Genomic DNA, 22,562 nt, shown 5'->3' with positions numbered 1-22,562 from the left:
ACGCCGCCGCTTCGCGGACACCCCCTAGATGCCGAAGAGAGCCATGACCCGGCGGACCGCCTCGGCCACCGGGAGGCCCATCTCGCCGACCAGTTGGGCCACCCCGGAGACGCTCCCCAGGGCCCGGCGGAACGCGCCGCGCTCCACCTGGTCCTCGGTCAGGGTGTCCAGCGACGCCTCCAGGACCGCCCGGTCGTCCTCCTGGACCCGTCCCCGCAACACCTCGATCAGGCCGATCAGGTCCTGGAGGGCCGCCTGCGGGTCCTGAGGCGCGTTGTTCTGCGTGCCGATCTTGCCGATGTTGTTCGTCCCGTAGACCTGGAAGTTGTCGCCGACCTGCCCGATCCGGAAGTCCTCGGTGCCGCTCAATTCCCCACCTTTCCGACGTTGTCCCTGCCGAACACCTGGAAGTTGTCGCCGATCTGGCCGATGTAGTTCGTGACCTGCTGGTGGAAGCTGGCCTGCGGGTTGTCGATGGCCTCCATGATCACGCGCACGAGGTCCTGGACGAGCTCCAGGTCGTTGGTGACGAGCGCGGTGTTCGGCGTGCCCGCGGTCTCGATCACCAGCGCGTAGTACGTCTTGGCCAGGATGACGCCGCCCAACTGCACCACGAGCAGGCCGATCACCACGAGCGCGACGACGGCCGCCGCGTCCTGGTACCCGTTCGGGAGCACGACGAGGGCGATGAACGCGAGGACGACCACCGTCAGGAAGGACTTCACGAAACGTGCGATCGCCCGTCCGCGCAGAGGATCGACCCTGACCGTGGTCGCCCGGGCGATGTTGCTCAGCGGATACGCCTCCGCGCCGATCCAGAGCACTCTTCGGCTGACGGCCACGTCGGTCACGACACTCTTGGCCATGCGGCTCCCCCCCCCATGTTCTGATGTAGGGCACAGCATCCTCGCCAACTCCCTTGTCAGCAAGCAGCTTTGCTGCAGTGTCGTCGCTTCGTAGGAGGATGTGCGCGACGGGCCGCCACCTCTTCGGCCCGCCGACCACCCGGAGGTGCCGCATGACCACGACCCGCCCTGCCGCAGAGGCTGCCGCCCGGCCCGAGCCGCTGCCGGAGGGGCTGCCCGGGCCGTTGGTCAGGGCGGACTGGCTGGCCCGGCGGCTCGGCGAGCCGGGGCTCGTCGTGTTCGACGCCTCCGTCGGCGCCCACCGCGGCGCCGATCGGCGGATCCCGGGGGCGCGGCCCTTCGACCTCGACGGCGCCCTGTCCGACCACGAGGCCCCCGCTCCGCACACCATGCCCGCAGCCGCCGCGTTCGAGGAGGCCCTGCGCGCGCTCGGCGTCGACGACACGAGCACGGTCGTCGTCTACGACGGCGCCGGCGTCTACTCCAGCGCACGGGCCTGGTGGATGCTGCGCGCCATGGGCTTCGACCGGGCGGCCGTCCTGGACGGCGGGCTGCCCGCCTGGACCGCCGCCCAACTGCCCGTCGCGGCGGGCGGACCCGCGTACGAGGGCCCGCGCGGCTCCTTCACCGCCCGGCCGCGGCCGGGGCTGCTGGTGGACTCCGCCGCCGTCGGGGAGGCCCTGGCCGATCCGGGAGCGCTCGTACTGGACGCCCGTACGCGCGAACGCTTCACCGGCGCGGCCCCGGAGCCGCGGCCGGGGCTGCGCGGGGGCCACATGCCGGGCGCGGTGAACCTGCCGTTCGGGGACCTCCAGCAGGACGGCGGCCTGATGCGGCCGGCAGGGGAACTCCGCGAGGTGTTCGCGGCGTTGACCGGTGAGCGGGAGCGGGAGCGGCTGTATTTCAGCTGCGGTTCGGGCGTGACGGCCTGCGTCCTCGCTCTGGGCGCCACCCTCGCCGGCTACTCCTGCCTGGCGGTCTACGACGGCTCCTGGACGGACTGGGCCGGCCGTCCGGAGCTCCCGGCGGTCACGGGCTGAGGGCTCCGACCGGGGGCTAACCCCACCCCGAGCCGGGGTACGACCCCCATCGAATCCGGGCGGGTCGGACACCAGACTCGAACGCATGCCCTCCCACATCACGTCATTCCGCTTCAGCCGGACGGTGGTTGTCCTCATGGCCGCCGGACTGCTGCTCTACGGCTGCTCCTTCGAGGACGCCGAGCAGCGGACGGCCACGGCCGACGAAACGGTGGCCGAGGCCGTCAGGGCGGTCGAGGTGAAGGACGCCGGAAGCGGCTCCGTCGAGGTGACCCCCGGCGCGGGCCCCGGGGTCACGGTCCGCCGGACCGTCCACTACCGCGGCGGCGCCGAGCCGAAGCCGGGCCGGCGGGTGTCGGGGGGCGTGCTCACCTTCACGGACGGATGCGCGGAATCCTGTCGCGTCGACTACCGCCTGGAGGTCCCCGCCTCGGCCACGGTCACGCTGGCGAGCAGCAGCGGCCGCATCTCGGTGAGCGGGGTGGCGGGTGCGGACCTCTCGTCCTCCTCCGGTGACGTCAGGGCCGAGCGCATCGGCGGCCCCCTGAAGGTCCGCACGTCGTCGGGGTCGGTCACCGCCACCGCCCTGACCGCCCCCACGGCGGACCTCCGTACCTCCTCGGGCGATGCCCGCCTGGCGTTCGCGAGCGCGCCGACCGGGGTGACGGCGCAATCCGGTTCGGGTGACGTCACCCTGAGCGTCCCCCGCGCCCCGTACGACATCACCGCGGCCACCACCTCGGGCACCCGCGACATCCTCCCCGCCACTCCCGGTGCCCCGTCCCGCCTCTCGATCCGGACCTCCTCGGGCGACATCCGCATCCGGCCCGCCGGCTGATCCCGCAGGCCCCGCCGCCGCTGATCCCGCAGGCCCCGCCGCCGACGCCCGCCGGCATCGCGCGAGGTCGACGCAGGGCTCGGGCCTGGAAGCGGTGATGTGCACCGGGTGTGGTGGCGGGGGCGCTCCCGGTGTTCGCCGGGGGCGAACGGGGGTTGGGGAACATTGGGGGGCGCACATGCATTGAGTCGGCATAGCTCAACTTCACTGCCGGAGGGAAGATCATGGCTTCGACGTCCGTAACGCTCACCCTGCCCGTGCTGCCGCTCGACGACGAGGTCGTGCTGCCTGGGATGGTGGTTCCGCTGGACCTGTCCGACGCCGAGGTGCGGGGGGCCGTCGAGGCCGCCCAGGCGGCGGTGCGCAGCGGGAAGCCCCGGGTGCTGCTCGTGCCGCGCGTCGACGGGAAGTACGCCGGCACCGGTGTGCTCGGGACCGTCGAGCAGGTGGGGCGGCTCTCCGACGGGGACCCCGGCGCGCTCATCCGCGGTGTCGGCCGCGTCAGGATCGGGGCCGGGACCACCGGGCCCGGGGCCGCGCTCTGGGTCGAGGGCGAGAGCGTCGACGAGCGACTGCCCGACCCGCTGCCCGGGTCGGTCACCGAGCTCGTCAAGGAGTACAAGGCACTCGCCACCAGCTGGCTCAAGAAGCGCGGCGCCTGGCAGGTCGTGGACCGGGTCCAGCAGATCGAAGGGGTGTCGGCGCTCGCCGACAACTCCGGGTACTCGCCGTTCCTGACCGTCGCCCAGAAGGTCGAGCTGCTGGAGACCGCCGACCCCGTCGCCCGCCTCAAGCTGGCCATCGGCTGGCTGCGCGACCACCTCGCCGAGCAGGACGTGGCCGAGTCCATCGCCAAGGACGTCCAGGACGGCGTCGAGAAGCAGCAGCGCGAGTTCCTGCTGCGCCGCCAGCTGGAAGCCGTACGCAAGGAACTGCGCGAGCTGAACGGCGAGAAGGACGGCGAGGAGTCCGACGACTACCGGGCCCGCGTCGAGGGCGCCGACCTGCCCGAGAACGTACGGGAGGCCGCGCTCAAGGAGGTCGACAAGCTGGAGCGCTCCAGCGACCAGTCCCCCGAGGGCTCCTGGATCCGCACCTGGCTCGACACCGTCCTGGAACTGCCCTGGAACGAGCGGACCGAGGACGAGTACGACATCCGCGGCGCCCGCGCCGTCCTCGACGCCGAGCACGCCGGGCTGAGCGACGTCAAGGACCGCATCACCGAGTACCTCGCCGTGCGCAAGCGGCGCAGCGAGCGCGGCATGGGCGTCATCGGCGGCCGCCGCGGCGGCGCCGTCCTGGCCCTCGTCGGCCCGCCCGGCGTCGGCAAGACCTCCCTCGGGGAGTCCGTCGCGCACGCCATGGGCCGCAAGTTCGTCCGCGTCGCCCTCGGCGGCGTCCGCGACGAGGCGGAGATCCGCGGCCACCGCCGCACGTACGTCGGCGCGCTGCCCGGCCGGATCGTACGGGCCATCAAGGAAGCCGGGTCCATGAACCCCGTCGTCCTGCTCGACGAGATCGACAAGGTCGGGTCGGACTTCCGCGGGGACCCGGCGGCCGCACTGCTGGAGGTCCTGGACCCCGCCCAGAACCACACCTTCCGAGACCACTACCTGGAGGTGGAGCTGGACCTCAGCGACGTGGTGTTCCTGGCCACCGCCAACGTCCTGGAGGCCATCCCCGAGGCGCTCGCCGACCGCATGGAGCTCGTGCGCCTCGACGGCTACACCGAGGACGAGAAGGTCGTCATCGCCCGCGACCACCTGCTGCCCCGCCAGCTGGAGCGCGCCGGACTCGGCGCCGACGAGGTGGTGCTGGAGGAGGACGCCCTGCGCAGGCTGGCGGGGGAGTACACCCGCGAGGCGGGCGTGCGCACCCTGGAGCGGTCCATCGCGCGGCTGCTGCGCAAGGTGGCCTCCCAGCACGAGCTGGGGGAGCGGGCGCTGCCGCTGCGCATCGGCGCCGACGACCTGCGCGGGCTCATCGGACGCCCGCACCACGTCCCGGAGTCCGCGCAGGACCCCGCCGAGCGGCGCACCGCCGTCCCCGGCGTGGCCACCGGACTCGCCGTCACCGGCGCGGGCGGCGACGTCCTGTTCGTCGAGGCCTCGCTGGCCGACCCCGAGACCGGGGCCGCCGGACTCACCCTCACCGGACAGCTCGGCGACGTGATGAAGGAGTCGGCGCAGATCGCGCTCAGCTTCCTGCGCTCGCACGGCGCGGAGCTGGAGCTTCCGGTCGCCGACCTGAAGGACCGGGGCGTGCACATCCACTTCCCGGCCGGCGCGGTGCCGAAGGACGGCCCGAGCGCGGGCATCACGATGACCACGGCGCTCGCCTCGCTGCTCTCCGGGCGGCAGGTGCGCACGGACGTGGCCATGACCGGTGAGGTCTCCCTCACCGGGCGCGTCCTGCCCATCGGCGGGGTCAAGCAGAAGCTGCTGGCCGCGCACCGGGCCGGACTGACCACCGTGATCATCCCGAAGCGGAACGAGGCCGACCTGGACGACGTCCCGTCCGAGGTGCTGGAGGGACTGGAAGTCCACCCGGTCACGGACGTGCGCCAGGTCCTGGAACTGGCCCTCAGCCACGCGGACGCCGTCGCGGTGACCGCGGCCGCCTGACCGGTCCGCCTCGCGGCGAAGCCGGCCCCCGGGACCCCCATCGGGTCCGGAGGCCGGCTTCGCCGTTCTTCCCCGCAGGGCCGGTGCGGCGGGGTCCCGGGGTGGCCGGCGGGGGGCTGCGAAATACTGGTGGCTCAGGACACCACCGATGGGAGCGGACGTGCACGGAAGCGAAGACCAGGAGTTCCTTGCCCTGGAGCGGGAGCTGTCCGTCTTCCTCCGGCGCGCCAGGGCCTCGTCCGGGGAGATGGCCCGCGCGCTCCACCCCGAGCTGGAGCCGGCCGCGTACGGGCTGCTCGTGCGGCTGGAGGCGGCGGGCCGGCAGCGGGCCACCGAGCTCGCCGCCTACTTCGGCGTCGGCAAGGCCACCATGAGCCGCCAGCTGCGGGCCCTGGAGCTGCTGGGGCTGGTGGCGCGCGAACCGGACCCGGCCGACGGCCGGGCCTTCCTGGTCGGCCTCACGGACGAGGGCCGTGAGCGGTTCCTGCGCGTACGGGGGGCCAGGCGCGAGCAGTACATGCGCAAGCTCGCCGACTGGGACCGCGGGGAAGTGGCCGAACTCGCCCGTCTCCTGCACCAGCTGAACCAGGGAGCGGAGTAACCGCCGGCGGCCGCCGCCGCGCTGCGGGCGCCCGCTAGAGCTCCGCGTACGCCGCCGAGGCGTCGTCGTGGCGCTTGCCGCGCCCGTGCGCGCGGGCCGGGTCCGACTCCAGGGCGCGCACCCGGGCGATCAGGGACTGCGCGCCCTCCTTGCGGAGCACCGCCAGGCACTGCGCCCAGTCGCCCTCCCCGAACGTGTCCGTCCACCGGCTCGCCCCGTCGGTGAGCGCCGCCAGCGCCCGGACCCGCTCGCGCGGGGTCCGGCCCGTCACCGCCAGCGCCGCGACCTCCGGATCGGCCGCAGCCGTGAAGAAACCGCCCTCCGCGTTGCGCAGCGCGTCCGCCGAGGCGGCCGTCCGCAGCAGCTCGCGCGGGATCCGGTCCAGCCGGTCGTCGAGCACCGCCGTCACCTCGCCGCCCGGCGCTTCGAGGAGCAGTACGGAATCCGAGAGCACGAGGTGCTCCACGTACGCCTCGTCCCACCGGGCCATCACCACGGTGGCCTGCGGGGTCCGCACGTGAGAAAGGTCACAGGTTTCGCGGTGCGCGTCGGCGGTGTCGCGGATGGACTCCGCCAGGATCCGGCCCAGCGGCATGTCCCGCCGCGATCCGGACAGTTCGGTCAATCGGCCCCCGAGCCGGGCCGCGAACCAGGGCACGCCGTGCGAACACCCCACCTCGCCGCTCGGCGGAGTGACCCCGTCCAGGGCGATCAGGACTCCGCCGCCCGTGGCGGGCATCGCCGCCGATAGCCAGTCCTCGTTGGGGCGTTCCGGGTGGCCGGGGGCCGAGGCGAGGTCGATGCGCATGCGGACATTCTGCCCGCCCCGCATCGGTGGGCCGGTCGCACCGATCCGAAAAGTCCGTACCAATCGGCGGTTCGCCGCGAGCGTCCCGTCCACCCGACCGGAACGGCCCGGGGCCGCCCCGCGGGGGATGTGGGCGGGCATAGTGCCAAAGCCCTCACCGATCTTTCAACCACCCGTCCACGGCGGCGCTCTGAAGGGGCACCGCCGAGTTGGTTGCCAACTCATCCGTGATGTTCACTCGTTCGAGTGGCCGGGTGGGCGATGTCAGGCTCTCTCCCCAACACACTGCAAAGGTCTGAGGCGGTACGAGGGGGCAGGGGGCGTTTACTTGTTGACCGGCCGTTACCTCGGCCACACGAGTAGACGAGCACGAGCACACGTACAGGATTGCGAGCACCGGTGCAGAAGAAGCGGTCTCGGAAGAACGGCACCGCCACCGACGGACCCGCCCCCGCAGGACGCCCCGTCCGCGTGCGCAGCAGGCTCGTCATCGGCGTCGCCGTCGCCGGCCTCACCGTCCTCGCGGCCGGTGCCCCGGCCGTGGTCTCCGCGACACGGGAGCTGAACGACTCCCAGCAGCTGGTCACGCTCGCCGAGCAGACCCAGCACACCCTCACCCTCGCGCACCTCCTCGGCGACGAGCGCGACACCGTCGTCGAGTACGTGGCCAAGGGCCGCCCCGGCGCCCAGGCCAAGGGCCCCGTCCAGGAGCGCACCGCGCTCACCGACCGCCAGCTCGCCGAGGTCCAGAACGAGGCCGACGAGCCGCTCGCCCGCGCCCTGGGCCGCGTCCAGGCCGTGCGCACCGAGGCCGTCGACGGCAAGGGCACCGCCCTCGCCGCCCACCAGGCCTACGCGGGCGTCATCGCGGAACTCCTCGCGCCCGGCGACCGGCTCGCCGAGCGGACCCCGCCGCGCGCCGTCGCCGCCCTCGCCACCACCCGCCCGCTGGCCCCCCTCGGCCAGGCCGTCGAACAGGCCTCCGCGACCCGTGGACTGCTGCTCGCCGCGCTGGCCGTCCCCCGCGGCGAGCAGTCCTCCAACACGGCCGCCGTGGACGAGCTGACCACCGCCGCCCAGCGGGCCCGCGTACGGGAACAGGCCGCGCTCGACGACTTCAACCGGGTCGCGCGCCCCGACGTACGCCAGACCCTCGCCGCCACCGTCACCGGACCCGACGTCAAGACGGCCGACGACTACCTCAAACGGCTCACCGAGCGGCCCACGCTGTCCACGGCCGACCGCCGCCTCGACGGCGCGGCCGTCGCCCCCTCGCTCACCGCCCGCATCGACCGCATGCGCTCCGTCGAGGCCACCCTCGCCGGGCAGCGGGCCACCGCGCTCGCCACCCTGCGCGACGACGACGTGACCCGGCTGGAAATGCTGGTCGCGGCCCTCGGCCTGCTGTTCCTGGTCGCCATCGGCTTCGCGACGGCCGTCGCGCGCTCGCTGACCCGGCCGCTGTCCGTACTGCGCCGCGGCGCGGCCCGGCTGGCGACCCCGGAGGGCTCGGTGGAGCCGGTCCGCTTCACCGGCCGCAACGACGAGTTCGCCGAGGTCGTGCGCCACCTCAACGCGGTCCGTGACCAGACCGTCTCCCTGCACACCCGCATCGCCGGCCTCGACGCCGACGGGCGCCGGCTCATCGGCCGCAACGAGGCGCTCTCCGCGGCCCGCGAGGCGCTGGAGCGGGAACTGGCCGCGAGCCGCGAGGCGCTGGAGCGGGAACTGACGGAGCTCCGGGCGGGGCTGGAGGAGCACCGCCGCATCATGTCCACGACCTCGGTCTCGCTCTCGCTGCGCACGCTGGGCCTGGTGGAGCGCCAGCTCCAGGTCATCGAGGAGCTGGAGTCCAGGGAGCAGGACCCGGACCGGCTGGCGACCCTCTTCAAGCTCGACCACCTGGCGACGGTCATGCGCCGCCACAACGAGAACCTGCTGGTCCTGGCCGGCCAGGAACACGGCCACGCCGCCGGGGCCGCGCCGGTCCCGCTGGTGGACGTGGCACGGGCCGCGGTCAGCGAGATCGAGCGCTACGAGCGCGTCGACCTGGCGGCGCTGCCGCCGTTCACGCAGGTCGCGGGGCACGCGGCCGACGACATCTCGCACGTGCTCGCCGAACTGCTGGAGAACGCGACGACGTTCTCGCCGCCGGAGGCCAAGGTCCGGGTCTCCGGATGGCTGCTCGACTCGGGTGACGTGGTGCTGTCCGTCGTGGACGAGGGCATCGGGATCACCGGCGACCGGCTGGAGGCGCTGAACGCCCGCCTGGCCACGCCGGAGGCCTACGACGAGGAACCGGAGGCCGAACACGGCCTGGGCCTCGGCCTGTACGTCGCGGGCCGCCTCGCGGCCCGGCACGGGGTCACGGCCGAGCTGCGGCCCGGGCGGCACGCGGGCACGGAGGCCCTCGTGGTCGTCCCGGCCACGCTGCTGCCGACGACGCCGCCGAGCTCGCCGGTGCACACGTACGCGAAGCCGGCGCCGGGCGTGCCGGAGCTGCGGCTGCCAGGTGTGATCGCGGAGGCGAACGAGAACACGATCCCGGGCCGGAGACTGCCGGAGCCCCCGGTGGTGGAACGGGAAGCCGAGGCTTCGGCGCAGGCCGCCCCGGCAGCCCCCGCCGAGCCCTTCCAGGACCCGGGCCCGGAGGCGGACGCGGAGCTCCTGCGGGGCATGGAGTGGGACCCGGAGCTGCCGGAGGCGGACTTCGCGGCCGACGCCGCTGACGACGCCGACGCCGCTGACGACGCCGACGCCGCTCACGCCGCTGACGTGCCCGACGTGCACTTCGCGGGCGACGCCGCGGACTTCGCCGCCGACGCGGCCGACGATGGCGCCGCCGCCCCGGTGGAGGCGCCGCCCTCCGGCCCGCACGACGCGACGGCCGACGCCGGTGCGGCCCTGGCGCCGGGCTTCGGGCCGGATCTCGCCGGAGGGCTGGAGCACGGCTCCGACGCGTGGCACGGGCACGGGAACGGCCCGGCCGGGGACGGGCCGCTGCCGTCCGCCGAGCAGGTGTTCACCGCCGGACACGGCTACGGGGAGCCCGCCGAGGAGCTGCTGGCCCGGGTGGTCCCGGACGCCGCCGCGCCGGCCGAGCCGGAGCTGCCGCCCGCCGACCAGGTGTTCACCGCGGCAGGCAGCACCGCGGCAGGCAGCACCGAGCAGGCCCCGGGCGAGACCGATCCCGGTGAAGAGCTCCTCGCGCGCGTCGTCCCCGACGCGGGACCGGAGGCCTTCGCGGCGCCCGACCCCGACCCGGCGTCCCCCGAACCGCTGCCTGACGCCGGCCCGCGGGCCGACGTACCGGAAGCAGGCCTGCCGCTGCCCGGCCGGTCCGCCACCGCCGTCGCCCCCGACGGCCCGGCGGAGACCCACCGGCACGCGCCCGACGAGGCCGACTGGGTCCCCCGCCAGGGGAGCCACCCCGACGCCGGACCGGAGGCGGCGGCCGTCACCGGCAAGGGGCTGCCCAAGCGGACCCCGCGCACGGTGGCCGCGCCCCGCCCCGAGGCGGTACGGCCCCAGCCGCCGCGCCGGGTCGACGCGGAGGAGCTGCGCCGCCGCCTCGGCGGCTTCTACCAGGGGACGCGGGACGGACGGCGCGTCGTGGCCGCCGAGCTCGCACAGGACACCGACCAGGGGGACACCGCACAGGAGGCACGCACATGACCGCGCCCAGTACGTACGGACTGAGCACCCAGGCCCGCAACCTGCAGTGGCTGCTGACGGACCTGGTCGAGGAGGTGCCCGGCGTCAACTCCGTCGCCGTCGTGTCCTCCGACGGGCTCCTGCTGCTGTCCTCCGACCCCGGGGGAGCTGCCGCCGGCGCGGCCGCCGCCTCCGGCGAGGGCCCCGCGCGCACCAAGGGCCCGCGCGGCGCCTCCGCCGACCTGGCCACCATCGTCTCCGGCCTCGGCAGCCTCACCACGGGCGCCGCCGAGCTCATGGAGGGCGGGGCGGTCAAGCAGACGATGGTGGCGATGGAGCACGGCTCCGTCTTCGTCATGGCCATCAGCGACGGCTCACTGCTCGGGGTGCACGCCACCCCCGACTGCGACATGAGCGTGGTGGCGTACCACATGGCCCTGTTCGTGGGCCGGGCCGGCCACGTGCTGACCCCCGAAGTCCGCAGCGAGCTGCGCCAGTCGATGGAGAAGACCCCGTGAGGAGTACGGCCTCGGCGTCAGGGGAGCCGGCGGCGGCGTCCGCTTCGGCCTCGGCCTCGGCCTCGGCGGCGGCTGCGGTTTCGGCGTCCGCTGCGGCTCCGGCTCCAGCTGCGGCTGCGGCTGCGGCTCCGGTTTCGGGTGAGGCTCCCGCGTCCGACCGCCTGCCGATACGCGGAGCCGGCCGCCGGCCCGCCCGCGTCCGCCCGTACTCCCTCACGGGCGGCCGCACCCGCTTCGCGCAGATCCTGCACGTGGAGACGTTCGTCGCCGCCTGCGACACCCGGGCCTCGGAGCCGCAGCGGCCCGAGCCCGAGGACCGCATGCCCGAGATGCCGGCCATAGTCGAGGTCTGCCGTCGCATGCGCACCATCGCCGAGATATCCGCGCTGCTGAAGCTGCCGCTCGGGGTGGTCCGCGTCCTCGTCAGCGACCTCGCCGACCAGGGACGGATACGCGTCTACGGGACCGGGCACGGCCCCGGCCGCCCCGAACGCGCACTGCTGGAAAGGGTGCTCAGTGGTCTTCGCCGTCTCTGACCCGCCCGCCGGCGCCCCGCCCGCCTACGCCGAAGCCCTGGCCGCCGAGCCGGTCCAGCCCTGGCAGTACGACCGCTCCCGCGCGCCCGTCGCCGTCAAGGTGCTGGTCGCGGGCGGCTTCGGGGTCGGCAAGACCACCTTCGTGTCCTCCGTCTCCGAGATCACCCCGCTGCGCACCGAGGCGGTGATGACCCAGGCCGGCGCCCCGACGGACGACCTGTCCGGCACGCCGGACAAGAGCACCACCACCGTCGCCATGGACTTCGGCCGCATCACCCTCGACGACGACCTCGTGCTGTACGTGTACGGGACCCCGGGCCAGGAGCGGTTCTGGTTCATGTGGGACGACCTGGTGCGCGGCGCCATCGGCGGCATCGTCCTGGCCGACACGCGCAGGCTGCGCGACTGCTTCCCGGCACTCGACTACTTCGAGAGCTGCGGGCTCCCGTACGCCGTCGCCGTGAACCACTTCGAGGGCTCGCAGGCGTACGAAGCGCAGGACGTGCGGGAGGCACTGACCATCGCGCCGCACGTGCCGGTGGTGGTCATGGATGCGCGGCGCCGGGACACGGTCGTCGAGTCCCTGCTGACGCTGGTGGGCCACGCCCTGGACGCGACCCCTGCATAGGTTCCCGGCAGACCGCAAGCGCGGTGCCGCCGAAGCCCGGTGCCGCCCGCCGAGCCGCTGAACCGCCCGTACTACCGGACCGCCGTACTTCCGGACCCCTCACCCGAATCGAGAACGTGAGATGCGCAAGATACTCGTCGTGGGGGCCGGCCAGTCCGGTCTCCAGCTCGCCCTCGGCCTCCAGTCGAAGGGGTACGAGATCACCCTCATGTCCAACCGGACGGCGGACGAGATCCGCACCGGGCGGATCATGTCCACACAGGTCATGTTCGACACGGCGCTCCGGCACGAGCGCGACCTCGAACTGAACTTCTGGGAGCGGCACGCCCCGCGGATCGAGGGCATCGGCGTCTCCGTCGCCGCCCCGGACGCTTCGCGCCCCGTCGACTGGCTCGGCCGCCTCAAGGGGTACGCGCAGTCCGTCGACCAGCGCCTGAAGATGGCCGGCTGGCTCGACACCTTCGTGCAGCGCGGCGGACAGCTGGTCATCCACGGCGCGTCCGTCGCCGACCTGGACTACTTCTCGCGTACGTACGACCTGGTGCTCGTCGCGGCGGGCAAGGGCGAGCTGGTGTCGATGTTCGGCCGGGACGCGGCGCGCTCCCCCTACGACGCGCCGCAGCGCGCGCTGGCCGTCTCGTACGTGCACGGGCTCGCACCGCGCCCCGAGCACCCCGAGACGGAAGCGGTGCGCTGCAACCTGGTCCCGGGCGTGGGTGAACTGTTCGTGATGCCGACGCTGACGGCTTCGGGGCGCGCGGACATCCTGTTCTGGGAGGGGCTCCCGGGCGGCCCGCTCGACGTGTTCCGCGGGGTCGAGGACCCGGCGGCACACCTCGCGCTCACGCTGGAGCTGATGGAGAAGTTCACGCCGTGGGAGTACGCGCGGGCGAGGAACGTGGAACTGACGGACGCGGGCGGCACGCTGGCCGGCCGGTACGCGCCGGTCGTCCGCAACCCGATCGGGCGGCTGCCGGGCGGCGGGCTGGTACTGGGCGTCGCCGACGTGGTCGTGGCGAACGACCCGATCACCGGCCAGGGATCGAACTCGGCGTCCAAGTGCGCGGCCTCCTACCTGTCGTCGATCCTGATGCACGGGGACAAGCCGTTCGACGAGGCGTGGATGAAGGCCACCTTCGACAAGTTCTGGTTCACGACGGGCAAGCCGGTGACCCAGTGGACGAACGCCATGCTGGGCGTCCCGCCGGAGCACGTGCTGAACCTGATCGGGGCGGCCGGGCAGCTCCAGCCGGTGGCGGATCGTTTCGCCAACGGCTTCGACAACCCGGCCGACTTCGACGCGTACTTCTACGACCCCGAGGACGCGCAGGACTACTTGGACGAGGTCGCGTCCTCGTCGGCCGGTTCGGGCGCCTCCGCGGCGGAGTAGCCGGCGTCGTCGCCCTCCGCGGCGTCCGGCAGCGGCGGCGGGCTGAACTCGGTCAGCGGGGCCGCGTCGGGGTCCGGCCGCACGGCGCCGAGCAGCGGGTTCGCGGCGATCGGGGACACCTTGACCTTCGCGCCGGGGCGCGGGGCCTGGATCACCTTGCCGTCGCCGACGTACAGGGCCACGTGCGTGGCGGCGGGGAAGTAGACCACCAGGTCGCCGGGGCGCAGCTCGTCCAGGGGCACCTTGGGGAGCCGTGCCCACTGCTCCTGGCTGGTCCGCGGGATGGAGCGGCCGGCGTGCGCCCACGCCTGTGAGGTGAGCCCGGAGCAGTCGAAGGACCCGGGGCCCTCGGCGCCCCAGACGTACGGTTTGCCGAGCTGCTCGGTGGCGTAGGTCAGGGCGGCGCCGCCGGCGGCCGTGGGCGTACGGGGGGTGGCGGCGAGCCGGCCCGAGGCCAGCAGCTCGCGCTGCGCGGTGGCGGTGTTCGCGGCCTCGCGGGTGCCGAGCCGGGTGAGCTGGTCGGGGGTGAGCGAGGCGAGGACCCGCTCGACCTGCTTGAGCTTGAGGTCGACCTGCTGCTTGTTCCGCTTGCGCTGAGCGGTCAGGGTCTGCCGGGCGTCGAGGGACGTGCGGGCGGCGGCGGCGAGGAGGTCGGCGCGGTGCTCGGTGCGGGTGAGGCGGGTCAGCACCCCGGCCCGGCGGGCGCCCTCGCGGGCGGCGAGCCGCCGCTGGTCCTGGGCGGCCTGGGGGTCGCCGGTGAGCAGCATGCGGGCGTACGGGGAGATGCCGCCGGCGCCCTGGTACTGGGCCCGGGCCACCCGGCCGGCGGCGGCCTTCTCGGCGCCGAGGGCGGTACGGGCCTTCGCGAGCTCGGCGCTGAGCCGGCGCTCCTCGTCCTGCCCTTCCTTGAGCGCGACTTCGGTGGCCTTGTAATCCTCGGCGGCGGCTTCGGCCTCCCGGTAGAGCCCCTGCAGCCGCGCGAGCAACTCCCCGACTCCGAGCCCCTGGAGCGCGTCGGCGGCGCCTGCGGCGCCTGCCGCGCCTGCCGTCTCGGCGGCGGGTTCCTGCGCGGCGGTGGCCCCGGGGATCCGCATGGCGGGGCCGGGAGCACGCGTGGCGGGGGTGCCTGCGGGGTCTGCGGGGCCTGCGGCGCCGGGGCTTCGCGTGGCGAGGTCGCCCACGCGGTCGGTGCCCTGGTCGGCGGCGGCGCCCTCGGAGCCGGGCCGAGGCGAGGTGGCGCCCGCGGTGCGCTCGCCCTGCCGGACGGTGGTGTTGGCCGGCCCGGCGGCGTGCACGTCGGCCGCTCGGGCGGTGGTGGCGTCCGCCGCGGCGGTGGCGCCGTCCGCCGGGGTGAGACCCCGGCGGGCTTCGGCGCCGGCCGAGCGGAGCTCCTGCCGGGTGGTGGCGCTGCCGGTGGTGGCCTTCGGGGCGGCCGGGCTCCGGCGCGGGGTGGCCGCCTGCCGGGCGGCGGCCTCCGCCGTGGCGCGGGCCTGCGGGGTCGTGGCAGCGGTCGGGTGCGGCAGGAAGTCGGGCAGGGACCCGGCGTGGGTGACGGGGAGCGGCCCGGCCGACACGAACAGGGCGGCGATGCAGGCGGCACGGAGCACGCGGCGTGACATGTGATCACCTCCAGGCGGCCGATGCTGCCACGCCCGGTATGACAAATCCCCCACCCGGGACGGCCGGTTCCGCACGCCCACCCGTCCGGCCCAGCCCCCCACGCGGTGGCTGCGGAGTTGGGCCGGTGCGTGGTGGGGGTGGCTGCGCGGGGGCCGGACTTGGGACGGGGTGGGGTGTCGTTCCGTCCTTGGCTCGCGCCGTCCCCGTCCCCGGTCCCGTCCCCGTCCCGTTCCCGTCCTTGGCCCCGGCCGTCCCCGTCGCCGGCCCCGGCCGGCACCCCGCCCCGCCGGCGTCCGCGTGCCGTCCTCGGAGCCTCGGAGCCTCGGAGCCTCGGAGCCTCGGAGCCTCGGTGCCTCGGGGCGGGCCCCGGCCGGGCCGGTCCTGTCGGGGCGTCAGGAGTGGAGGAGGCGGGTCTTGGCCTCCTTGAACTCCTGCGGGGTGAGGAGGCCCTCCCGGGCCAGGTTCGCCAGCTGCGCCAGCTCCGCGGCCAGGCCCTGGTGCGGGGTGCCCGCGGGAGCGGTGCTCGTCCGGGGCTCCGGAGTCGGCGCCCCGGCCGTACCGGACTCCGGTGCGGGCGTTTCGGAGCCGGCGGCCCCGGCCCCCGCCGCGCGGGCCAGGAGACCCCGCAGGAGGGGACGCCCCGTGGGGCGGTCGGCCGGCTCCACGCGCGTGCCGATCGGGCGGACGAACATCAGGCCGCCTCCGTCCGCTCCGGCGGGATCCGGACCGAGCCCGCGATCCTGCCGCCCGCCGCCCGTACGGCGATCGCCGCGTCCTCGGCCCATACGTGTTCCACGAGCAGCAGCAGCGCGCAGCTGCCCCGTTCCAGCAGCCCCGCCGACTCCTCGACGTCCTCCGCTCCGATCAGCTGTGCCGCCTCCCGGTGCCGCAGCAGCCCCTGAAGCTCCAGGAACGCGTCGAACTCCGCCGCCAGCACCTCGCCCCCCGCCGTCTTCGTGACCACGAGCCCGTCGATCAGCCGTACGACACCCGCCTTGCGCAGCCCCATCACGGCCTCGACCGCCGGTACCCGCAGCTGCTCCTCCGGGAAGGCCAGGACGATGAATTCCACTGGTCCCATGTCTCGCCGCTCCCACTCGTGACCGATTCTGACTACTCCTCGGCACTCTATGACATAAGCGGACATACCATCCGTCCGCTTGCTACGTTTCCGATATGACCGCTCTGACGGCAGAGGTGGCGGAGCCCGTACCGCCCCCGCCCCCCGACGGCTCCGCGTCCACGCGCAGAGGCGTCGAGCTGACGCTCCTCGCCGGAGCCGTCCTCATCTGCGTCCTCGGCCACCACTACGTCGGCCTCGCCACCACCGGCCGCACCCCCGAGCCGGCCGGCCGCTACGCCGCCGAACTCGCCGGAGCGGCCCTGCTCGCGCACCTCGCCGTCCGCTTGCGTGCCCCGTACGCCGATCCGGTCGTCCTCCCCATCGCCGTGCTGCTCAACGGCCTCGGCCTGGTGCTGATCCAGCGCCTCGACGCGACGACCCCCGCCCACCTCACGGCCGGTGACCAACTGCGCTGGTCGGCGCTCGGGGTGGTGCTCTTCGTCCTCGTCGTCGTGCTGCTGCGAGACCACCGCGTGCTGCAGAAGTACGCGTACCTCTCCGTGGCCGCCGCCCTCGCGCTGATGCTCGTCCCCGTGTTCTTCCCGGCCGTCAACGGCGCCCACATCTGGATCCGGTTCGCCGGACTCTCCTTCCAGCCAGGCGAGTTCGCCAAGATCCTGCTCGCCGTCTTCTTCGCCGCCTACCTGGCCGCCAACCGCACCGCCCTCGCCCTCACCGGGCGGCGGCTGTTCTGGAAGCTGCGCCTCCTGCCCGGCCGGGTGCTCGGACCGATCCTCGCGATCTGGCTGCTCAGCGTCGGACTGCTGGTCCTGGAGAGGGATCTGGGGACCTCGCTGCTGTTCTTCGGGCTGTTCGTGATCATGTTGTTCACCGCGACCGGCCGGATCGGGTGGATCGCGATCGGTCTGCTGCTCGCCGCCGTCGGCGCGTACGCGGTCGGGACGTTCGAACCGCACGTGCACAGCCGGGTCGAGGACTGGCTGAATCCTTTCGCTTCCATCGAGAGGGGCGAGGGCCCCGGCCAGCTCGCCCAGTCCCTCTTCGCCTTCGCCGCGGGCGGACTCCTCGGCTCCGGGCTCGGCCACGGCCAGTCCTTCCTCATCGGCTTCGCCGCCAAGTCGGACTTCATCCTCGCCACCGCCGGCGAGGAGCTCGGCCTCGTCGGGATCACCGCGATCCTGCTGCTCTACGGACTCCTGGTCCACCGGGGTTTTCGCGCCGGGCTCGCGCTGCGCGACCCCTTCGGACGCCTGCTCGCCACCGGGCTCGCCTCGATCGTCGCGCTCCAGGTGTTCGTCATCGCCGGGGGAGTCACGGGGCTGATCCCGCTCACCGGCATGGCCATGCCCTTCCTCGCCCAGGGCGGCTCCTCCGTCGTCACCAACTGGGTCATCGTCGCGCTGCTCGTCCGGCTCGGCGACAGTGCGCGCAGGCCGCGTCCCCCCGAGGAGGCCGCCGCGTGATCCGCTACATCCGCTGGTGCGCCTGCTTCTGCGCCCTGCTGCTCGTCGCCCTGCTGGTCAACGTGGCCCGCGTGCAGGTCTGGGAGGCCGCCGCGTACGGGGCCAACCCGGCCAACAAGCGGCCCGCCATCGAGCGCTACGCCGAGCCCCGCGGGGACATCCTGGTCGACGGCCGGCCCGTCACCGGATCCCGGGACAGCGGGCAACTGCTGCGCTTCGAGCGGACGTACGCGAACGGCCCGCTCTACGCGCCGGTCACCGGCTTCTCCTCGCAGACGTACGGGACCAGCCTGCTGGAGCGCGCCGAGGACGCGCTCCTCGCCGGCACCGATCCGGGGCTCTCCGCCTTCCCGCTCTGGTACGACCTGGCCCGCGGCCGCCCGTCCGGCGGGAACGCGGAGACGACCGTGCGGGCCGGCGCGCAGCGGGCCGCGTACACCGGGCTCGCGGGCCGGCGCGGCGCCGCGGTCGCCCTGGAGCCCGCCACCGGGCGGATCCTCGCCCTGGTCAGCAGCCCCTCGTACGATCCGGCGGCGCTCTCCGGCACCGGCGGGCCCGTCAAGGCGGCCTGGGCCCGGCTGAACGCGGACCCCGCCCGGCCGATGCTGAACCGGGCGCTGCGCGAGACGTACCCGCCCGGCTCCACCTTCAAGATCGTGACGGCGGCCGCGGCCCTGGACGCGGGCGTGGTCGACGACGTGGACGCGCCCACGCAGACCCCCGACCCCTACCCGCTGCCCGGTACCAGCACCCTGCTGCCGAACGCGGGCAGCGGCTGCCAGGACGCCTCGATGGCCGAGGCGGTGCAGTGGTCCTGCAACACGGTGATGGCGAAGATCGGGGTGCGGGTCGGGCTGCGCGCGATGGTGGACGCGGCCCGCCGGTTCGGCTTCAACGAGGAGGGGCTGCGGGTGCCGGCCTGGGTGTCCCGGTCGAACTTCGACACCGACATGAGCCCGGACCAGCTGGCGCTCTCCTCGATCGGGCAGTTCAACACGCGGGCCACGCCCCTGCAGATGGCGATGGTGGCGGCGGCGGTCGCCAACGGCGGTGAGCTCGACTCCCCGTACCTGGTCGAGCGGACCACCCAGGACGACGGGGACCAGGTCCGGCGCGGGCAGCAGCACGGCCTGGGCCGGGCGATGAGCCCGGCGACGGCGCTGCGGTTGCAGGAGATGATGGTGGCCGTGGTGGAGAACGGGACCGGGCGCAATGCCGCGATCCCGGGCGCGGTGGTGGGCGGCAAGACCGGCACGGCCCAGCACGGGGTGGGGAACGCGGGGACCCCGTACGCGTGGTTCATCGGCTGGGCCAAGGCGCAGGACGCGGCGCAGCCGGGGGTGGCGGTGGCGGTGGTCGTCGAGGACGCCGAGGCGCGCCGCGGGGACATCAGCGGAAACGGCGCGGCGGCCCCGATCGCCCGGGCGGTGATGGAGGCCGCGCTCGCCGCGCCGGCGAAGCGCTGACGGACCCGTCCTGCGGGGCCCTCCTGCGCGGGGCCCCCTCCTGCGGGACCTCCTCCTACGCGGGATCCGCTCCCTCGGCGATCGCCGCCTCCACCTCCGCCACCCGGTCCGCCTCCTCCGCCGCGAAGCGTTCGCGGTCCAGTGCCTCGGCGATCTCCTCGTCCTGGCTCATCAGCAGGTCCAGGTTCGAGTCGCCCATCTCGAAGACGCCCATGTCCAGGTACGCCTTCTGCAGCCGCTCGCCCCACAGCCCGATGTCCTTCACGCACGGCACGATCCGGCTGAACAGCAGCTTCCGGAACAGGTGCAGGAACTCCGACTGCTCGGTGAACTCGTCGGCCTCCTTCCGCGAGATGCCGAAGTTCTCCAGCACCTCCACCCCGCGCAGCCGGTCGCGCATCAGGTAGCAGCCCTCGATCACGAACTCCTCGCGCTCGCGCAGCTCGGCGTCCGTCAACTGCTTGTAGTAGTCCCGCAGCGCCATCCGCCCGAAGGCCACGTGCCGGGCCTCGTCCTGCATCACGTACGCCAGGATCTGCTTGGGCAGCGGCTTGTCGGTCGTGTCGCGGATCATCCCGAAGGCCGCCAGGGCCAGCCCCTCGATGAGCACCTGCATGCCCAGGTAGGGCATGTCCCAGCGGGAGTCGCGCAGGGTGTCGCCGAGCAGTGCCTGGAGGTTGTCGTTGATCGGGTAGAGCATCCCGACCTTCTCGTGAAGGAAGCGGCCGAAGATCTCGGCGTGCCGGGCCTCGTCCATCGTCTGGGTCGCGGAGTAGAACTTCGCGTCCAGGTCCGGCACCGATTCCACGATCCGCGCCGCGCACACCATCGCGCCCTGCTCGCCGTGGAGGAACTGGCTGAAGTTCCAGGCGGTGTAGTGCCGGCGCAGCTCGCCCTTGTCCTTCTCGGTGAGCTTGGACCAGTGCCGGGTGCCGTACAGCGTCAGCGCCTCGTCCGGGGTGCCGAGCGGGTTGTACGGGTCCACCTCCAGCTCCCAGTCGATGCGCTTGGCGCCGTCCCACTGCTTGTCCTTGCCCTTCTGGTAGAGGGCGAGGAGCCGCTCGCGACCCTCGGCATACTCCCAGCTGAAGCGGGCCGCGCCGGATGCCGGGACCTGCCAGACGTCCGCGCCCGGGTCCTTGGTGTAGAGCTCGTGCGTCGACACTGACGCCCCCTCGGCTCGTGTACTTCCGTACAGGACTGGATGGTTGGCAGCGTCACACGTTGGTAGACGCGGGGTCAACAAGTCGCGCGCAGGGGATTGACGGCCTTGCTGACAAGCAGTCTCATAACTACTGACCGCCGGTAACCCGATGAGCGAGGTATCCGAAGCCATGACCACCGTGACCGATCGAGGCGGGCTGCAGGACGCGCTCGGCCTCCTCAAGGACCGAGAAGAGATCGCCGCGCGCCTGCTCGAATCCTCGGCCAAGCACTCCTTCGACCCCGACAAGGAACTCGACTGGGACGCCCCGCCCGTCGACGGCACGTACTACTGGCCGCCCGAGCTGCTGTCCCTCTACGACACACCGCTGTGGAAGAAGATGGGCGAGGAGCAGCGCATCGACCTCTCCCGCCACGAGGCGGCGGCCCTCGGCTCGCTCGGCATCTGGTTCGAGATCATCCTGATGCAGCTGATGGTCCGGCACGTCTACGACAAGTCCCTGACCAGCAACCACGTCCGGTACGCGCTCACCGAGATAGCCGACGAGTGCCGCCACTCCATGATGTTCGCCCGCATGATCCAGAAGGCCGGCGCCCCCGCCTACCCGGTCTCCCGCACCAACCACAACCTCGCCCGCATCCTCAAGACCGTCTCCACCACCCCCGGTTCCTTCGCCTGCACCCTCCTCGGCGAGGAGATCCTCGACTGGATGCAGCGCCTCACCTTCCCCGACGAGCGCATCCAGCCCCTCGTGCGCGGAGTCACCCGCATCCACGTCATCGAGGAGGCCCGGCACGTCCGCTACGCCCGCGAGGAACTGCGCCGGCAGATGCTGACCGCCCCGCGCTGGGAACAGGAGCTCACCCGAGTCAGCTGCGGCCAGGCCGCCCGCGTCTTCTCGACGGCCTTCGTCAACCCGAAGGTCTACGAGAACGTCGGCCTCGACCGGCGCGAAGCCCTCGCCCAGGTCCAGGCGAGCGGCCACCGGCGCGAGGTCATGCAGACGGGCGCCAAGCGGCTCACGGACTTCCTCGACGACATCGGCGTCCTGCGCGGAGTCGGCCGCAGGCTCTGGAAGAGCTCGGGACTCCTCGCCTGAACCGGCTGTTTCGGGGCTACCCTGCGGGCATGACGACCGTACGCGCGTACCGCAGGCTGAGCGTCGAGGAGCGGCGGGCCCAGCTCCTCGACGCCGCCCTGTCGCTGTTCGCGCACCGGGCCCCGGAGGAGGTCTCGCTCGACGACGTCGCCGAGGCGGCGGGCGTCTCGCGGCCCCTGGTCTACCGCTACTTCCCGGGCGGCAAGCAGCAGTTGTACGAGGCCGCCCTGCGCTCGGCGGCCGACCTGCTGGAGCAGTGCTTCGCCGAACCCCAGGCCGGACCGCTCACCCAGCGCCTCTCCCGCGCGCTGGACCGCTACCTGGCCTTCGTCGACGAGCACGACGCCGGCTTCTCGGCCCTCCTCCAGGGCGGAAGCGTCGTCGAGACCTCCCGTACGACGGCCACGGTGGACGGCATCCGCCGGGCCGCGGCCCAGCAGATCCTCTACCACCTGGCCGTACCGGCCCCCGGCCCGCGGCTGCGGATGATGGTCCGCACCTGGATCACCGCCGTCGAGGGGGCCTCCCTGATCTGGATCGACGAGGGCAAGGAGCCGGAGGTCTCGGCCCTGCGCGACTGGCTGGTCGACCAGTTCATAGCCCTCCTGACGGCGACCGCGGCCACCGACCCGCAGACGGCCGCCGCGGCGCGCGCCGCGCTGGCCCTGGAATCGGCGGACGGCCCGGTCGGGGTGCTGGCCCGCCGCGTCATCCCGGTGGTCTCCGAGGCCGCCCACCTGCTGTGACACTGGTGGGGTGAGAAGCGAACGCACGCCCTTCGAGGGCGGTCCGATGGACGGGCGGGTCCTGCCGATCCTCCTCGGCCCGACCGGCCACCCGCCGAAGTGGTACGAGATCCCGGTCCCGGCGGCCGACGGCGGCCCCCCGACGGTCCTGGTGTACGAGCGGGTCCCGGCGGGCCATTCGAAGCGGCTGCACCTCCAGAAGGGCTGGAAGTACACGTACACCCCCTCCGGCCGGAAGCCGGGGCTCCGTTGGCCCTGGACGAAGACGAAGCCGACCCCGCCGGGGGAGGACTCCGCCCGGAAGCCCGGGGAGGACTCGGCCTAGTGACCTGGTTCGGAGATCCTGTCGCAGTAGCGGCAGATGCGGTCGAGGATCTGGTCGGCGGTCTTGGTCCACTTGAAGGGCCGGGCATCGT

The 22,562-nt window shown here is 73.6% G+C and carries 21 protein-coding genes; 14 read left to right on the top strand and 7 right to left on the bottom strand.

Annotated features, from left to right (window positions below; all coding sequences use genetic code 11):
• Positions 1 to 24: 24 nt before the first annotated feature.
• Complete coding sequence (locus tag AB0M92_RS00105; RefSeq protein WP_366099825.1) at positions 25 to 369, bottom strand: hypothetical protein; 345 nt, start codon at positions 367 to 369, stop codon at positions 25 to 27.
• Entirely contained in the window at positions 366 to 866 is a 501-nt protein-coding gene (locus AB0M92_RS00100; RefSeq protein ID WP_366099824.1) for a DUF6232 family protein, read from the bottom strand. Before AB0M92_RS00100 ends, AB0M92_RS00105 begins: the two co-directional genes overlap by 4 nt.
• Positions 867 to 1,018: 152 nt before the next feature.
• On the opposite strand from AB0M92_RS00100, the gene AB0M92_RS00095 reads away from it, so the two are divergent.
• The 4 genes from AB0M92_RS00095 (at position 1,019) to AB0M92_RS00080 (ending at position 5,969) form a co-directional block, all read left to right on the top strand.
• The gene (locus AB0M92_RS00095; RefSeq protein WP_366099823.1) at positions 1,019 to 1,906 is read left to right on the top strand and encodes a sulfurtransferase; all 888 of its coding nucleotides are present in this window, start codon (positions 1,019 to 1,021) and stop codon (positions 1,904 to 1,906) included.
• 85 nt (positions 1,907 to 1,991) lie between these two features.
• Positions 1,992 to 2,744: a DUF4097 family beta strand repeat-containing protein gene (locus tag AB0M92_RS00090; protein WP_366099822.1), complete on the top strand. Its 753-nt coding sequence runs from the start codon at positions 1,992 to 1,994 to the stop codon at positions 2,742 to 2,744.
• Between the two features lie 224 nt (positions 2,745 to 2,968).
• A complete protein-coding gene (gene lon, locus AB0M92_RS00085; protein ID WP_366099820.1) occupies positions 2,969 to 5,368 on the top strand; it encodes an endopeptidase La in 2,400 nt (799 codons plus the stop codon).
• Positions 5,369 to 5,528: 160 nt separating this feature from the next.
• Positions 5,529 to 5,969, top strand: coding sequence for a MarR family transcriptional regulator (locus tag AB0M92_RS00080; RefSeq protein WP_245236292.1), 441 nt, complete (start codon positions 5,529 to 5,531; stop codon positions 5,967 to 5,969).
• Positions 5,970 to 6,003: 34 nt separating this feature from the next.
• On the opposite strand, the gene AB0M92_RS00075 is transcribed toward AB0M92_RS00080, so the two are convergent.
• The gene (locus AB0M92_RS00075; protein ID WP_366099819.1) at positions 6,004 to 6,777 is read right to left on the bottom strand and encodes a hypothetical protein; all 774 of its coding nucleotides are present in this window, start codon (positions 6,775 to 6,777) and stop codon (positions 6,004 to 6,006) included.
• 471 nt (positions 6,778 to 7,248) lie between these two features.
• Between AB0M92_RS00075 and AB0M92_RS00070 the strand changes: the two genes are divergently transcribed.
• The 5 genes from AB0M92_RS00070 to AB0M92_RS00050 all read left to right on the top strand — a co-directional run bounded on the left by AB0M92_RS00070 (position 7,249) and on the right by AB0M92_RS00050 (position 13,503).
• The gene (locus AB0M92_RS00070; protein ID WP_366099817.1) at positions 7,249 to 10,452 is read left to right on the top strand and encodes a nitrate- and nitrite sensing domain-containing protein; all 3,204 of its coding nucleotides are present in this window, start codon (positions 7,249 to 7,251) and stop codon (positions 10,450 to 10,452) included.
• Positions 10,449 to 10,949, top strand: coding sequence for a roadblock/LC7 domain-containing protein (locus AB0M92_RS00065; protein ID WP_366099816.1), 501 nt, complete (start codon positions 10,449 to 10,451; stop codon positions 10,947 to 10,949). Before AB0M92_RS00070 ends, AB0M92_RS00065 begins: the two co-directional genes overlap by 4 nt.
• Before the next feature lie 161 nt (positions 10,950 to 11,110).
• Entirely contained in the window at positions 11,111 to 11,485 is a 375-nt protein-coding gene (locus tag AB0M92_RS00060) for a DUF742 domain-containing protein (RefSeq protein ID WP_366100312.1), read from the top strand.
• A gap of 37 nt (positions 11,486 to 11,522) precedes the next feature.
• Positions 11,523 to 12,113: an ATP/GTP-binding protein gene (locus AB0M92_RS00055; RefSeq protein ID WP_366100311.1), complete on the top strand. Its 591-nt coding sequence runs from the start codon at positions 11,523 to 11,525 to the stop codon at positions 12,111 to 12,113.
• A 121-nt stretch (positions 12,114 to 12,234) separates the two neighbouring features.
• Positions 12,235 to 13,503 carry a styrene monooxygenase/indole monooxygenase family protein gene (locus tag AB0M92_RS00050; protein WP_366099815.1) on the top strand — a complete coding sequence of 423 codons (1,269 nt, stop codon included), beginning with the start codon at positions 12,235 to 12,237 and terminating at the stop codon, positions 13,501 to 13,503.
• Here AB0M92_RS00050 and AB0M92_RS00045 read toward each other — a convergent pair.
• The 3 genes from AB0M92_RS00045 to AB0M92_RS00035 form a co-directional block, all read right to left on the bottom strand.
• Positions 13,446 to 15,122 (bottom strand): C40 family peptidase, encoded by a 1,677-nt coding sequence (locus AB0M92_RS00045; RefSeq protein WP_366099814.1) that lies wholly within the window; start codon positions 15,120 to 15,122, stop codon positions 13,446 to 13,448. The two genes, AB0M92_RS00050 and AB0M92_RS00045, sit on opposite strands and share 58 nt — an antisense overlap.
• Before the next feature lie 393 nt (positions 15,123 to 15,515).
• Positions 15,516 to 15,815, bottom strand: coding sequence for an SHOCT domain-containing protein (locus AB0M92_RS00040; RefSeq protein ID WP_366099813.1), 300 nt, complete (start codon positions 15,813 to 15,815; stop codon positions 15,516 to 15,518).
• Entirely contained in the window at positions 15,815 to 16,204 is a 390-nt protein-coding gene (locus AB0M92_RS00035; RefSeq protein ID WP_366099812.1) for a DUF6325 family protein, read from the bottom strand. The genes AB0M92_RS00040 and AB0M92_RS00035 overlap by 1 nt, the downstream gene beginning before the upstream one ends.
• A 95-nt stretch (positions 16,205 to 16,299) precedes the next feature.
• On the opposite strand from AB0M92_RS00035, the gene AB0M92_RS00030 reads away from it, so the two are divergent.
• Positions 16,300 to 17,670: an FtsW/RodA/SpoVE family cell cycle protein gene (locus AB0M92_RS00030; protein ID WP_366099811.1), complete on the top strand. Its 1,371-nt coding sequence runs from the start codon at positions 16,300 to 16,302 to the stop codon at positions 17,668 to 17,670.
• Complete coding sequence (locus AB0M92_RS00025; protein WP_366099810.1) at positions 17,667 to 19,136, top strand: penicillin-binding transpeptidase domain-containing protein; 1,470 nt, start codon at positions 17,667 to 17,669, stop codon at positions 19,134 to 19,136. Before AB0M92_RS00030 ends, AB0M92_RS00025 begins: the two co-directional genes overlap by 4 nt.
• A gap of 55 nt (positions 19,137 to 19,191) precedes the next feature.
• Here the strand turns inward: AB0M92_RS00025 and AB0M92_RS00020 are convergent, their stop codons facing one another.
• Positions 19,192 to 20,301: a ferritin-like domain-containing protein gene (locus AB0M92_RS00020; protein WP_366099808.1), complete on the bottom strand. Its 1,110-nt coding sequence runs from the start codon at positions 20,299 to 20,301 to the stop codon at positions 19,192 to 19,194.
• A 148-nt stretch (positions 20,302 to 20,449) separates the two neighbouring features.
• Between AB0M92_RS00020 and AB0M92_RS00015 the strand changes: the two genes are divergently transcribed.
• From AB0M92_RS00015 to AB0M92_RS00005, 3 genes are read left to right on the top strand one after another with little or no spacing between them, the layout of a single operon-like run.
• Positions 20,450 to 21,400, top strand: coding sequence for a diiron oxygenase (locus tag AB0M92_RS00015; RefSeq protein WP_366099807.1), 951 nt, complete (start codon positions 20,450 to 20,452; stop codon positions 21,398 to 21,400).
• Between the two features lie 29 nt (positions 21,401 to 21,429).
• The gene (locus tag AB0M92_RS00010; RefSeq protein WP_366099806.1) at positions 21,430 to 22,146 is read left to right on the top strand and encodes a helix-turn-helix domain-containing protein; all 717 of its coding nucleotides are present in this window, start codon (positions 21,430 to 21,432) and stop codon (positions 22,144 to 22,146) included.
• Positions 22,147 to 22,156: 10 nt separating this feature from the next.
• Positions 22,157 to 22,471 (top strand): hypothetical protein, encoded by a 315-nt coding sequence (locus tag AB0M92_RS00005; protein WP_366099805.1) that lies wholly within the window; start codon positions 22,157 to 22,159, stop codon positions 22,469 to 22,471.
• Positions 22,472 to 22,562 lie beyond the last annotated feature (91 nt).

The organism is Streptomyces sp. NPDC051582, assembly GCF_040681715.1.
In the GTDB taxonomy this organism is placed as follows: domain Bacteria; phylum Actinomycetota; class Actinomycetes; order Streptomycetales; family Streptomycetaceae; genus Streptomyces.
This window is presented reverse-complemented; position numbering and strand designations above follow the sequence as displayed.

Coding starts and splice junctions, on each gene's coding strand:
- AB0M92_RS00035 (WP_366099812.1), bottom strand. CDS start 16,204: ATGGGACCAGTGGAATTCATCGTCCTGGCCTTCCCGGAGGAGCAGCTG.
- AB0M92_RS00095 (WP_366099823.1), top strand. CDS start 1,019: ATGACCACGACCCGCCCTGCCGCAGAGGCTGCCGCCCGGCCCGAGCCG.
- AB0M92_RS00065 (WP_366099816.1), top strand. CDS start 10,449: ATGACCGCGCCCAGTACGTACGGACTGAGCACCCAGGCCCGCAACCTG.
- AB0M92_RS00045 (WP_366099814.1), bottom strand. CDS start 15,122: ATGTCACGCCGCGTGCTCCGTGCCGCCTGCATCGCCGCCCTGTTCGTG.
- AB0M92_RS00050 (WP_366099815.1), top strand. CDS start 12,235: ATGCGCAAGATACTCGTCGTGGGGGCCGGCCAGTCCGGTCTCCAGCTC.
- AB0M92_RS00040 (WP_366099813.1), bottom strand. CDS start 15,815: ATGTTCGTCCGCCCGATCGGCACGCGCGTGGAGCCGGCCGACCGCCCC.
- AB0M92_RS00090 (WP_366099822.1), top strand. CDS start 1,992: ATGCCCTCCCACATCACGTCATTCCGCTTCAGCCGGACGGTGGTTGTC.
- AB0M92_RS00075 (WP_366099819.1), bottom strand. CDS start 6,777: ATGCGCATCGACCTCGCCTCGGCCCCCGGCCACCCGGAACGCCCCAAC.
- AB0M92_RS00015 (WP_366099807.1), top strand. CDS start 20,450: ATGAGCGAGGTATCCGAAGCCATGACCACCGTGACCGATCGAGGCGGG.
- lon (WP_366099820.1), top strand. CDS start 2,969: ATGGCTTCGACGTCCGTAACGCTCACCCTGCCCGTGCTGCCGCTCGAC.
- AB0M92_RS00010 (WP_366099806.1), top strand. CDS start 21,430: ATGACGACCGTACGCGCGTACCGCAGGCTGAGCGTCGAGGAGCGGCGG.
- AB0M92_RS00100 (WP_366099824.1), bottom strand. CDS start 866: ATGGCCAAGAGTGTCGTGACCGACGTGGCCGTCAGCCGAAGAGTGCTC.
- AB0M92_RS00030 (WP_366099811.1), top strand. CDS start 16,300: ATGACCGCTCTGACGGCAGAGGTGGCGGAGCCCGTACCGCCCCCGCCC.